Here is a 12433-nt window from a genome sequence, read left to right on the forward strand (position 1 = left end):
CGGAGCACAGGACGCGGATCGGTCGACCCGTCCCTGGCCGGCACGTGACCCGGATGTCCGCCGGACTGCGCGTCCTCCTCGAACAGCTGGACGCGCCGGCTCGCGCTCTTCGGTGAACCCCGACCGGTTCCCGTTCCCGGATGCCGAGTGACCCCGGCTTCCGAGCCGAAACCGGGCTAGTTTTGGAGTCATGAAAGCCATCACCGTCCAGAACCGCGCAGCCGGCCTTGGTGGTCTGACCCTGACCGACCGCCCCTACCCGCACGCCGCGGAGAACGACGTCATCGTGCGGGTGTGCGCGGCCGGCTTCACCCCCGGCGAACTCGACTGGCCGGGAACCTGGACGGACCGGGCCGGTCGCGATCGGACTCCCAGCGTGCCCGGTCACGAGTTGTCCGGCGTCGTGGCAGAACTCGGGTACGGCACCATCGGGCTCACCGTCGGACAGCGGGTGTTCGGGCTCGCCGACTGGACCCGGGACGGATCGCTCGCCGAGTTCACGGCTGTCGAGGCCCGCAACCTCGCGCCCCTCCCGGCTGACGTCGACCACACCGTCGGCGCCGCCCTCCCGATCTCCGGCCTGACCGCGTGGCAGGCGCTGTTCGATCACGCCCGGCTCCAGTCCGGGCAGACCGTCCTGATCCACGGCGCGGCGGGCGGGGTGGGATCGATCGCGGTGCAACTCGCACGCGGGGCGGGAGCGAGAGTCATCGGCACAGGCCGCGCCGGCAACCGTGACGTCGCGCTCGATCTGGGCGCCGACGCCTTCGTCGACCTGCAGACCGAGCGCCTGGAGGACGTCGGCGAAGTCGACGTGGTCCTGGACGTCTTCGGAGGGGAGATCCTCGAACGCTCGGCCGGGCTGGTCCGCGCCGGCGGCACCCTGGTCACCATCAGCGAGCCCTCGAAGGCCAGGCCGCGCGACGGCCGGACGATCTTCTTCGTCGTCGAGGCGGACCGAGTCCGGCTGGCCGAGCTGGCGAAGCTCGTCCGCGAGGGAAGTCTGCGAGTTCTGGTCGGTTCCCGGTACCCACTGGCCGAAGCAGTGACCGCCTTCGGCGCGGGACGCGGTGGCGGCGGAAAGTCGATCATCGTGGTCGACGAGCGCTGACGATCAGTGCCCGAGCAGGCGGGCGCTCTCCTCGGCGGACCCCGGTGCGCGGGTGATGCTGCACGACCGGCCGGGCACCGGCACGAATGCTGCGGACGGATTGCTGGCAGGTGCCGCGGACCATCTGAGCGCACTCGTCGACCAGCTGGGCGCCAGACCAGCGAGGTCGTGGTCCGGGGTCGAAGTCGTCGTAGAGGCGCACTTCCGGTGAGCTGAAGTCGTAGAACTCGCCGAAGGGTGCGTCACACCACCCGGAAGGCCCGTTGTCGTGCCGCGGAGGGAAATCCCGAATACGCCCGACAGATCACACAAGTTTCATTGAAAACACTCGGCCGGGAAACCCCGGCCGAGCGTTTTGCGAGAGGAGCCTCATTTCTAGCTGACGGACACACCGGGCTCGGGAAGCACGCCGAAACCGGCCGGACAGGCCCCGCGCTGGATCGAGCTCGCCCGGTTGGTCGCGAACGCGGCGAAGACCGGGTAGTGGCCGCCGGGAGCCATCTGCGAGAACGGCACGCGGAAGCTGAAGTCGTCGTAAAGGCACCACGGCACCGTGTCGTGGCTCCACGCCGAGCTGATCCTGTTGTTGAGCGCGAACTGGCGGAGGTCACCCGAACCGCTGTTGAAACACGCGTGCTGTCCAGCGTAGTTGTTCAGGTCGAAGACGCCGACGCGCCAGCCGCTGCACCGGTTCGGCACGTGGGCACTGGCGGACGGGGCGACCACGACCGACACGACCACGGCGGCGGCCGTGGCGAGCAACGCCGCTGCTTTCCTCGCAAGCATGCTGTTCTCCCCCTGCTGTGGATTTCCGACTTACGGGGAATGCTAGGACGAGCGACTCAGTGGACTCTCCATCAATTCTCCACCGGCATACTGGCCCCCACTATTAGCGGACCGGACCAGCTGACCAGCGACAACGTCCTGAACAACGGTGTTGCGTTGACACGACCGGCAAATCCGCAGGCTTCCGATGACATGCCGCCGTCCGATCAAAAGGGCTGAAAATCCGTGCGCGACGGGGTTTCATGGGAGCCGGGGTGTTCACCATGAGGAAATCTACGAGAACCTTCGGCGCGGCACTGCGCGCCCAGCGGGCCCTGCTCGGCCTGACGCAGCGCGAAGTCGCCGACCGGGCACGGGTCAGCGTGCGCGCGCTGCGCTACATCGAGAACGGCTCTGCGCCGCGCCCGGACCTGTTACGCCGGCTGGCATCGACCGTTGGGCTCGACTCGGCGGTCTTCACCCGCACACCGTCGGCGCGCATCAGGATCCTCGGACCGCTGGAGGTCGAGGGCGTGCCGGTGCCGTTGATGCAACGCCGTCTACTCGGCCTGCTCGCGCTGCACCCGAACCAGGTCGTGACTCGCGAAGAGATCATCGACGCGCTGTGGCTGGACTCACCGCCGCATTCGCACGTCCACCTGGTGCACAACTACGTCGCGCGGCTGCGGTCGTTCAGCGCGGTGGAACGGGCACACGGCGGCTACCGGCTCGTCGCCGACTGCGGTGGGCTGGATCTGCTGCGGTTCAACGAACTCCTGTCGCGCTCAGATCTCGCCGGCCTGAGCGAGGCGGTCGGCTTGTGGCGCGGGCCGGCGCTCGCCGACCTGCCCGCCGAGGTGCGGCTGCACCCGAACGCGATCGCGTTGCACCAGCGCCGGATCGCCGCCGTGCTCGCACACACCGACATGGTGCTGGGCGCGCCGGGCGAGCCGTTCTCGCCATCGTTGATCACGCTGGCGCACGACGAGCCGTTGCACGAAGGCTTGCAGGCACGGCTGATGCTGGCGCTGGCCCGGACCGGACAACAGGCGTCGGCGCTGCGCCTGTTCGAGCGGGTCCGCGACCGGCTCGCCGCCGAACTGGGCGTCGAGCCCCGGCGGGACCTGCGGGACGCCCATCTGAGGGTCCTGCGGCAGGAAGTGTGATGCCGCAGGACTTCCGCGGCTACCAGCTCGGCGACCAGGACGTAGCCGCCGGCGTGACCGCGACAGCGGATAGGGCAAGGCAGGGCTGAGCGCAGGGCTCAGGACTTCGCGGTCAGCGGGAACCTCACCCCGGTCAGCCGCTCCGACGCCTCCCACAGCCGCCGCGCCAGCACCGGGTCGCTGGCCGCCGCCGACCGGCCGACCAGCGCGGGGTGGCCGTGCAGCTCGAACCGTCCGTCCGGGCCGACGTAGCTGGCGCCCGGCAGGTCCTGCGTCGCCGCGTACAACGACGGCAGCGCGCCCTGTGCCTCGGTCTGCGCCAGGTAGCGCCCGGCCAGGTGCACGATCTTGACCAGCTGCGGGTTGCGGCCCTTGGTGCCCAGGTTGGTCGCCGAGTAGCCGGGGTGCGCGGACAGCGCGCGCACGGACGACCCTGCCTCGCGGCAGCGTCGGTCCAGCTCAAGGGTGAACAGCAGGTTCGCCAGCTTCGACCGGCCGTAGGCCTTCACCGGGGTGTAGCCGGAGCGGGCGAAGTCGAGGTCGTCGAGATCGAGCACGCCCGCCTTGTGCGCGCCGGAGGCCACGGTCACCACGCGGTCGGTGATCGAGGGCAGCAGCAGGTTGGTCAGCGCGAAGTGGCCGAGGTGGTTGGTGCCGAACTGCAGCTCGAATCCGTCCGCCGTGTGACCGTGCGGGGTCATCGCCACACCGGCGTTGTTGACCAGGACGTCGAGCGCGCCCTGCCAGCCCTCGGCGAACGCGCGCACCGACGCCAGGTTCGCCAGGTCCAGTTCGCGGACCTCGGTGGTGCCGGACATGGCGGCCGCCGCCCGCTCACCGGCGGCGACGTCGCGCACCGCGAGCACCGTGCGCGCCCCGGCCGCGGCGAAGGCGGTCGCGGTGCCGCGGCCCACCCCGCTGGCCGCGCCGGTCACCACGACGGTGCGACCGGTCAGGTCGGGAAGGTCGTCGGCGGTCCAGCGGTGCTTCGTCATGATCGCCAGCTTAGGCTCCCGCCCGAGGTCGGCGTGGCGGTCATGAGCCCTGCGGCGAGGTTCGATCCGCTGAGCCGTCGAGCGACGAAGAACCACTGTCATGAACTCGTCCCTGAACGAACGAGCTTGCCAGCCGCCGCGAGCGGCGGTTTTCAGGCTTGCTGCTGCCGTCCTAGCTGGCTGCCAGGATGGGCGCTGCGGCTGGGCGCATGACTTCGCCCCAGCGCACGACACCGCGTGCCGCGATGTTGTGTGCCGCGTTGTGGTCGGCGTGCCCAACGAAGTCACACCGGCCACACTGGAACACCGCTTGACTGCGGCGGTTGCGTTTGTCGACGTGCCCGCAGGCGTGGCAGGTCTGCGAGGTGTAGGCCGGATCGACCTGCACCACCACCACACCGGCCTGCTGGGCCTTGTAGGTCAGGAACTGACCGAGCTGGGCGAACGCCCAGGAGTGCAGCGTGGCCCGTTGGGGCTTGCGAAGCCGTACCCGGACGCGGATTCCCGTCAGTTCCTCGACGGCGATCCCGCGTCCGGTGCGTTCAGCCTCGGCCACGATGTTCTTGCTGATCCGGTGGTTCACGTCGGCGGCGAACCGTGCCTCCTTGCGGCGGCGTTTTTTAAGCAGCCGTCGCGCGGAGGAGGTCTTCTTGGCCTGCAATCGCTTCCTGATTCGCTGCTGGCGCTTGCGGTAGCGGCTCAGGCACGACCCGCAGAACCGGTCACCGTCAGAGGTGGTCGCGATGTTCACGATGCCCAGGTCGACCCCGAGGAACCCGTTCACCGGTTCCCGCCGGGGTGCCTCGGGACTGTCGACGACGGCGTGCAGCAGCCACACCCCGTCCCGGTGCAGCAGATCGGTCTCCCCGATCGCCGGCCGGGAACGCAACAGGGCGAGATGCCTGGGATTTCCCACGATCCGCACACTGCGGAGCCGTCCGGCGACCGTCCAGATCGACACTGTCCCGTCGCGGCCCGCGGCACCGAACTGCCAGGACAGGCAGCGGGCGTCGAACGGCTGCCCCGCCTGCGGACGGAACCTGATCGGGGTGTCCTCGACCTTGCGGCGCTGGTCCGACCCAGGCGACCCGTAGTTGCCTGCCGTGAGGCCGGCCCGCAGTGTCGTGTAGGCGTCCACTGTCTTGCCGATCACCCGGATCGCCGGCTGCGCGGCCAGCCCGAACCGTTCCCGCAGTTCGCTGTAGAAGCGCTTCTGCACATCGAACTTCCGCACGACCCCGGCAATGTGCATCTGCTCAGACAGCCACGACGCGGCCGAGTTGCAGGCGCGCAAGGTATCGGCCAGCGCCGTTACCTGCTCGGGCGACGGCAGCAACCGCACCTGCACCGTCTGCTACACGTTGATCACCATAGCGTTGGTCTATGTCACCACGGCGGGAACCCGACCCCGACGGGCGCAAGGGGACGCAGTGTCGTCCACAACCTTCACGTCCACCTGGTCTTCGTCACTAAGTACCGGCGTGGCGCGTGCACCGATCAGATCCTGCGCCGCTGCGAAGAGATCATGCGGGACGTGTGCGCCGGCCTGGGCTCGGAGCTGCCTGAGTTCAACGGCGAGACCGACCACGTACACCTGCTTGTGCACTACCCGCCCAGCCTGGCCCTGTCCACACTGGGCCACAGTCTCAAAGGCGTCTCCTCCCGACGCCTGCGCCAGGAATTCTCCGCGCACATCCACCGACACCTGTGGGGACAGCACTTCTGGTCGCCCCCTACTTCGCCGCGTCGTGCGGTGGTGCGCCCTTGTCCATCATCAAGGAGTACATCGACCAGCAGAAGCATCCCGACTGACGGCCCACCGCACGAGCCGCGCAAGCCGGGATCGGCTCCTCCTTGCCGTAAACGACCAGGCTTCCGCCGATTGGAGTTCAGGTGAACCTCAGTGACCGGATCGCCGCGGCGACGATGCACGCGACCGCCCGCTGGACCGTGCGCTACGGCGAGGTGCTCCGCTTCGCGGGATCGGATCTGCCCCGGCCTCGGGTGATCCGGGTGCCCACGCGGCACGGCCGGGTCCGCGTGCACGTCTACCAGCCGCACTCCGGACCGGTGCCCGGCGCCGCGCACGTCCACTTCCACGGCGGAGCGTTCATGATGCGCTACCCGTTCATGGACGACTGGTGGTGCCGCTACCTCGCCGCGACGACCAGCGTCCCTGTGCTGAACGTCGACTTCCGTGCCGCGCCGTACGTCACCTATCCCGTCGCCCACCACCAATGCCACGACGTCGCGGCGTGGGCGGCGGCGGGCGGCGGCGACCTGCGGCTCGACGGCGATCGGATCTCGGTCGGCGGGTTCTCCTCCGGCGGCAACCTGGCGGCATCGGTCAGCCTGCAGGCTCGTGACGGAGGGCGCTGGCTGCCCGCGTTGCAGGTGCTCGGGATTCCCGTGCTGGCCTTCCACGACGAGCACGGCCACGACGAGCCGGGCATGATCACGCCGCAGCTGCGCCGGCTCGTGCGCCGGGTCTACTTCCCCGACCACGCCAGCCGGCTGGAGCCGTGGGCTTCTCCTTTGCTGGCACCGGATCTGTCCGGCCTGCCGCCCGCCGTGGTGCTGACCGCCGAACGCGACGTGCTTCGCCACGACGGCCGGCGCTACGCCGCACGCCTGCGTGAAGCCGGCGTGCCGGTGCACCACGACGAAACGCCCGGCACCGACCACTACTTCCTCACCGAGGACCCCGTCCGCGCTCGCACCACCATGGCCATGGTCGCCGAGTCCATCGCCGCGGCGGTGTCCTGACCCCTGGCCGTTTTCCACACCGGTGCGACTGTCGATCACCTGATCGGGTGGGAGCCGCAGTGTCGTGAAACGCGTGACGGCGACCGGGCGACAAGCCCACGCCCGCGTTGAACCACTCACGCATCGGATACCAGGTGACCGAGCAGCACCAAGAAGACGAGTCCCTCCCGGCCGTGCACAACGAGTTGACCGGCACGGTCCACGGTACGGCCTTCCTGGCCGGCAGCATCGGGCATCTCACCCACGTCGAGGGTGACCAGCATCTGCACTATCTGAACGGGACACACGACCGCCGGCGCAGTACGTCGGGTCCGATGACGCAGGAGTGCCCCTATCCGGGACTGACCGCGTTCGAACCCGAGCAGGCCGCGTGGTTCTTCGGACGGGACACCCTGGTCGCGGAGCTGATCACCGCTCTGGACCGGCGACTGCGCACCGGCGGGGTGCAGGTGGTGGTGGCGCCGTCGGGCGCGGGCAAGTCCTCCCTGTTGTCCGCAGGCCTGCTGCCCAAGCTCGGCCAGGGTGCGCTGCCGGGCTCGAACACGTGGCCGGCACTCGTGTTCACGCCCACAGCGGAACCCTTGCAGGCACTCACGAACGCGCTCGCGCCACTCGCCGGCGATCTCGCCCCGGAACCGGAGCGGTTGTCAGCGGCGCTGGCCGAGCTGGGGGCCGCGGAGCCGGACGCACGGGTCGTCCTGATCGTGGACCAGTTCGAGGAGCTGTTCACGCAGTGCGCCGACGACGAGCAGCGGCGCGCGTTCATCGACCTGCTGGACCAGGTCAGCGGTCCGGCCGACACCGGTCAACCGGCTCTGGTCGTCGTGGGCCTGCGTGCGGACTTCTACGGGGCCTGCATCGACCACCCGCCCCTGCGGGCCGCGTTGCAGGACGGTCCGCTGGTGGTCGGACCGATGACGGAACCGCAGTTGCGCGAGGCGATCCTGTTACCGGCCAGGAACGTCGGACTGGACGTCGAATCCGGTCTGGTCGAACTGCTGCTGCGAGATCTGGGTGTCACCGCCCGCGACGACGGCTCGGCCGCGTACGAGGCCGGCCGCCTGCCGCTGTTGGCGCACGCGTTGCGGGTCAGCTGGCAGCAGCGCCACGGCAGCGCTCTCACCGTGCAGGGCTACCAGGACACCGGCGGGATCCAGCACGCCATCGCCCTGACGGCCGAACGTGCCCTTGCCGAACTCGGCACGGTCGCGCCGCAGGGACGAGAACTGGCGCGGCAGGTGTTGCTGCGACTGGTGAAGGTCAGCGACGACAGCGAGGCCACCCGCCGCCGCGTCAACCGCGCACAGCTCGCCGCAGAGCTCCAGGACGACGAAACGCTGGACGTGGTGCTGACCACGCTGACAGCGCCGGAGACCAGACTGCTCACAGCGGACAAGCACACGGTTCAGCTCGCCCACGAGGCGCTCATCGTCGCGTGGCCGACGCTACGCGGATGGCTGTCGCACAATCGGGCCGAAGTGCTGGCCGCGCAACAGCTCGCGGACGCCGCCGAACGCTGGGCCGCCGACGACGAGGACCCAGGTCAGCTCTACCAGGGGCTGCGGCTGGAGGTCGCGCAGAGCCTGTTGGACGAGACGGCGACGGGCCCGCGCATAGGCGCGTTGAGCCGGCGGTTTCTCCTTGCCGGCCAAGCCAATCGGGACGCCGTCCAGGAGCTCGCCCGCCGCCGGCGCAGGCGTGGCCGGGTCACGGTCACCGTGATCGCCGTGCTGCTGGTCATCGCCGGTGTCGCCGTGACCGCCTACGAGACCATCCGCCGCCAGCGAGACGCCCAGCAGCTGCTGGCCTCGGCGCGTGCCGAACTGGCCGCGGCGGACTCGCTCCGCGCGGACCACCCGGTGGACGCGCTGCGCTGGGGAATCACCGCCGCACACCTCGCCGCGGCCACCGAGGACCCGACCACGGTCGAGGCCGCCCGCGGCGGGCTGGTGCGGACCGTCGCCGACTCCTGGTACTTCCGCGGCCTGCGGACGGTTCCCGACCTGGCCGGTATCGACACGGGACCGGACAACTGGCTGCTCACGTTGACGCGGAGCGGCGAGTTCGGTCTGTGGGACACCGCCGCCAAGGCCGAGCCCGCCCGGCAGGTGCCGCTCGATCTCCCCGGCGGCCCGATCTCCCAGGCCACGGTGCTGCCGGAGCGGAAGATGCTCGTCACCGTGGCGGTCAACGGACCGTTGACCGTCTGGGGCCTGGCTGATCGGCATGCGCCGCAACGGCTCGGTACGACGGCGGCGGGTCCGACGCGGATCACCGCGATTCGGTCCACATCGGACGGAAACCGGCTCGTCACCGGCGACGAGGACGGAACCGTGGCGGTGTGGGATCTGGCCGACCCCCGCAAGCCCGTTCGTCAGGGCAGCGGGGTGCCGCCCTGCTCCCCGAAGTGCAACTCGGTGCAGGACGTCGCGATCCGGCCCGACGGCGGCAGCATGGTCTCGGTCGATCGCAACGCGGTCACGACCTGGACCCTCCCCGCCACCGGCGATCCGAGCCGCGGCCGGGAGTCGCGACTGCCCGGACTGCCGAACCTCGCCCAGAACGCCCGCGACGCCGATCACCGCAGCATCGTCCCGACCTTGAACACCGGCATCGCCACCAGTCTGCGGGCCGACGGCACCGCGGTGGCCGTGGGCGGCAGTGCTGACGGCAACACCGCGTCCGCGATGCTGGTCGGCGGCCTTGATCAGCCTGATCCGGCGGCCTCCGACCGCTTCCGCGCGCTCTCCACGTTCCCCGGTCACGAGCTGCACGTGGACGGCGTCCTGTTCAGCCACAACGGCAACCTCATGGCCACCGTCGGGACCGACCGCTCCGTGAAGTTGTGGGACGTGACGGACCCCGCGAAGGCCGTGCTGCGCCACCAGTTCGGCGGGCGGTCAGAACCGGTCGCGAGCCTCGCCTTCAGCCCGGAGGACGGGTTGTTGCTGGTGGCACGACGGGACGGCACCGTGGACGAGTACCTGACCAACGGTCTTGCCACGCCGCGGGGCACGGTGCACCCGGCGCCCGGCCGCCGGCTGGTGTGGGCGGATCCCGATCCCGACGGCGGCGAGACGACCTCACAGACGGACGTCGGGAGGCTGATCGCGATCGGTGACCCCGTCAGCCGGTTGATGGTCGTCGGCCACGCCGCGGCCGAATCGTTCTCCATGAGGTCCACGCCCGAAGGTGTGCAGTCCGTCCCGTCGGACAAGTCCGACGGGACGGTGGTGTTGTGGCGGCCGGGCGCGGATCGCACCTTCGCCCAGCTGGGGAAGATCGAGCGCCAGCACACACCGACCGCGCTGGCGCTGGGACCGGGGAACCGGCTGCTGGCGGTGGGCGACGGCCTCGGCGGGCTCGGCCTGTGGGACATCAGCCGGCCCGACTCCCCCGGTCTCCTCTCCGCCCTGGACCACGACGCATTGGGGATCGGCTCGGTGGAGATCACCTCGGCGGCGATCACCAAGGACGGACACGACCTCGCCATCGGCACCAACAACTACGGCGTGCTGTTGCTGGACATCAGCAAGCCCGAACACCCGACCGTCACCGCGCGGCTCGTCGAGCCGACCGGCTCCGTGCACGGTCTGGCCTTCAGCTCGAACGACAGCACGCTGACCGTCGGCAGCGGAGACGGGCGCGTGCGTTTCTGGGACATGCGCAGCGGTCAGGTCCTCGCGGCCACCGTGCAAAGCCCCACGGGCCCGGTCGTGGCCGCGGCGTACTCGCCGGACAAACCGTTGCTGGCCACCGGATCCCTGAACGGCTCCGTCACGTTGTGGGACGTGACCGACCCCCGCGAGCCGATCGCGCTGCAGACCCTGTCCGGTCCGCCCAAGGGAGTCCTGGTCCTTCAGTTCACGCCGGACGGCGCCAACCTCGTCGCCACCGACGAGTACGACCAGGTGAACCGGTGGTGGGTGGGCAACGCCCGCGACCTCGTCGCCGATCCGGCCAGGGTCGCCTGCGGCCTGGTCCGCCGGGGACTCACCCAGGCCGAGTGGGAGGCCGACCCCGACCTGTCCCACCACGACTACCGGGCCATGTGCTGACCTCACCCCTCCGGCGCTGCCCAGTCCGCACTGAGCCGCCAGGCCTTGGCGCGCGTGGCGGGGTCGTAGGAGACGCTGGGCGACCGTTCTTCCTTGTCCCGCACGTAGTAGCGGCCCGTCACGGTCGAGAGGCCGGGGTCCGTGGCCAGGCGCAGTGCGGCCGCCGCGCCTGCCTCCGGTGTCAGCAGACGACTGTGGATCACCGACCGGAAGGGTCTGAGCGCGGCGGGCGTGATGTCGTCGACGATGCTCGTGCTGACGAGCCCGGGATGCACGGCGTTCACCGTCACGCCCTCGTCGTGCCAGCGGTCGGCGAAGACGTAGCCGCAGATCGTGCTCAGCAGCTTGGCCCGCGCGTAGGCGGTGAACGGGGCGAAGCCCTCGACGGGATTGAGCTCACGCAGGTCGGTGACGCCGGCCAGGTCGAGCGAGACCGGCCGGGGCCTGCCGAGCAACGGCACGGTGCGGGTGTCGGACATGGTCGCCGAGACGACGTTGACGACACGGCTGGGCGCGGCGGCCTGGAGTCGGTCGTGCAGGAGGTAGGTGAGCGTGAACCCGGCCAGGTGGTTCACGGCCAGGTGCGCTTCCACGCCGTCGGCGGTCAGCCGCCGGTCGCGGTAGTGCGCTCCGGCGTTGTTGATCAGCAGGTGCAGCCGGTCGTGACGGCGCGAGAACTCGGCGGCGAACCGGTGCAGGTCGCGGCGGACGCTCAGGTCGCCGGTGAGCACCTCCACCCGGTCCGCGCCGACCTCGCGCCGCAGGGCTTCTCCCCGTTCCCCGTCGCGGGTCGTGATGACGACGTGGGCGCCGGCGCGGACCAGTTCCGCGGTGATGACCCTGCCCATTCCGCCGGCGCCACCGGTCACCAGCGCGACCTGGCCGCTCAGATCGGTCTGACCACTGTGGACGTTCATGCGGCGATCCTCGGGGCCTGGCGGACGAACGCCGGTCGCACGGCCTCGCGCACGAGGAAGTCGGCCAGGTCGGCGCGTGACACCGAGGAGGTCACGGTGATGCGCAGATCGTTGCCCGTGCGGTAGCCGCCGGTCGCCGGGGTGTCCTTGAGCGCGGGCGGCCGGACGATCGTCCAGTCCACATCGGACTGACGGATGAGCGCCTCCATCGCCTCCTTGTCCCGCATCTTGTGCTTGACCGAAGCCCAGAGCAGCACGGAGTACAGCGACCGGTCACGGCTCTCCGCCGCGCCGTGTGCGCTGACGGCCACGAGGCGGCGCACGTTCGTCTCCTTCATCGCGAGCAACGTGGCGCGGATGCCGTCCGAACAGACCGTGGACGGGCCGCGGTCGTTGGTGCCGAGCGCGCTGATGATCGCGTCGTGGCCGGCGACGACGTGGGCCAGATCGGTCAGCACCGGGAGTACCGCCACGGTCAAGCCGGGCGCGGGCGGGATCGCGTCGCTGCGGCGCACAACGGCCGTGACGGCGTGTCCGGCTCGCAGCGCGACATCGACGACGGCCCGTCCAGTGCCACCGCTCGCACCCAGGACCACCAACCGGGAACTTTGTGAGTCATCGTGTCTCATAAGTTCCACTCTGCCGTCCCGCGTGC

The 12433-nt window shown here is 70.3% G+C and carries 9 protein-coding genes and 1 pseudogene; 5 read left to right on the forward strand and 5 right to left on the reverse strand.

The annotated features are described in order from the left end of the window. Positions 1–190: 190 nt before the first annotated feature. Entirely contained in the window at positions 191–1111 is a 921-nt protein-coding gene (locus BM417_RS06405; RefSeq protein WP_093588846.1) for an NADP-dependent oxidoreductase, read from the forward strand. 375 nt (positions 1112–1486) lie between these two features. Here the strand turns inward: BM417_RS06405 and BM417_RS06415 are convergent, their stop codons facing one another. Continuing rightward, on the reverse strand, positions 1487–1897 hold the full coding sequence (locus BM417_RS06415; protein WP_143138531.1) for a peptidase inhibitor family I36 protein: 411 nt from the start codon (positions 1895–1897) through the stop codon (positions 1487–1489). A 263-nt stretch (positions 1898–2160) separates the two neighbouring features. Between BM417_RS06415 and BM417_RS06420 the strand changes: the two genes are divergently transcribed. After that, positions 2161–3042, forward strand: a complete 882-nt coding sequence (locus BM417_RS06420) for a BTAD domain-containing putative transcriptional regulator (protein ID WP_177320317.1) — start codon at positions 2161–2163, stop codon at positions 3040–3042. A 98-nt stretch (positions 3043–3140) separates the two neighbouring features. Here the strand turns inward: BM417_RS06420 and BM417_RS06425 are convergent, their stop codons facing one another. Both BM417_RS06425 and BM417_RS06430 read right to left on the reverse strand, forming a co-directional pair. Further along, positions 3141–4037: an oxidoreductase gene (locus BM417_RS06425; RefSeq protein WP_093588850.1), complete on the reverse strand. Its 897-nt coding sequence runs from the start codon at positions 4035–4037 to the stop codon at positions 3141–3143. Between the two features lie 172 nt (positions 4038–4209). Beyond that, a complete protein-coding gene (locus BM417_RS06430; protein ID WP_322788943.1) occupies positions 4210–5385 on the reverse strand; it encodes an RNA-guided endonuclease InsQ/TnpB family protein in 1176 nt (391 codons plus the stop codon). Positions 5386–5493: 108 nt separating this feature from the next. Between BM417_RS06430 and tnpA the strand changes: the two are divergent. The 3 genes and pseudogenes from tnpA (at position 5494) to BM417_RS06445 (ending at position 10861) form a co-directional block, all read left to right on the forward strand. After that, positions 5494–5849, forward strand: a pseudogene (gene tnpA, locus BM417_RS06435) (IS200/IS605 family transposase). A gap of 81 nt (positions 5850–5930) precedes the next feature. Then, the gene (locus BM417_RS06440) at positions 5931–6803 is read left to right on the forward strand and encodes an alpha/beta hydrolase (RefSeq protein WP_245821738.1); all 873 of its coding nucleotides are present in this window, start codon (positions 5931–5933) and stop codon (positions 6801–6803) included. Positions 6804–6937: 134 nt separating this feature from the next. Continuing rightward, positions 6938–10861, forward strand: coding sequence for a WD40 repeat domain-containing protein (locus BM417_RS06445; RefSeq protein WP_143138532.1), 3924 nt, complete (start codon positions 6938–6940; stop codon positions 10859–10861). A 2-nt stretch (positions 10862–10863) separates the two neighbouring features. Here BM417_RS06445 and BM417_RS06450 read toward each other — a convergent pair whose 3' ends face one another. Next, complete coding sequence (locus BM417_RS06450; protein WP_093588852.1) at positions 10864–11778, reverse strand: SDR family NAD(P)-dependent oxidoreductase; 915 nt, start codon at positions 11776–11778, stop codon at positions 10864–10866. Further along, the gene (locus tag BM417_RS06455) at positions 11775–12374 is read right to left on the reverse strand and encodes an NAD(P)-dependent oxidoreductase (protein WP_245821827.1); all 600 of its coding nucleotides are present in this window, start codon (positions 12372–12374) and stop codon (positions 11775–11777) included. Before BM417_RS06455 ends, BM417_RS06450 begins: the two co-directional genes overlap by 4 nt. Between the last annotated feature and the right edge of the window lie 59 nt (positions 12375–12433).

The sequence above is a fragment of the Lentzea waywayandensis genome, assembly GCF_900115955.1.
In the GTDB taxonomy this organism is placed as follows: Bacteria; Actinomycetota; Actinomycetes; order Mycobacteriales; family Pseudonocardiaceae; genus Lentzea; species Lentzea waywayandensis.

Excerpts from the sequence above, each read along its gene's own strand:
- BM417_RS06425 (WP_093588850.1), bottom strand. The coding sequence starts at position 4,037 with ATGACGAAGCACCGCTGGACCGCCGACGACCTTCCCGACCTGACCGGT.
- BM417_RS06450 (WP_093588852.1), bottom strand. The coding sequence starts at position 11,778 with ATGAACGTCCACAGTGGTCAGACCGATCTGAGCGGCCAGGTCGCGCTG.
- BM417_RS06420 (WP_177320317.1), top strand. The coding sequence starts at position 2,161 with ATGAGGAAATCTACGAGAACCTTCGGCGCGGCACTGCGCGCCCAGCGG.
- BM417_RS06415 (WP_143138531.1), bottom strand. The coding sequence starts at position 1,897 with ATGCTTGCGAGGAAAGCAGCGGCGTTGCTCGCCACGGCCGCCGCCGTG.
- BM417_RS06405 (WP_093588846.1), top strand. The coding sequence starts at position 191 with ATGAAAGCCATCACCGTCCAGAACCGCGCAGCCGGCCTTGGTGGTCTG.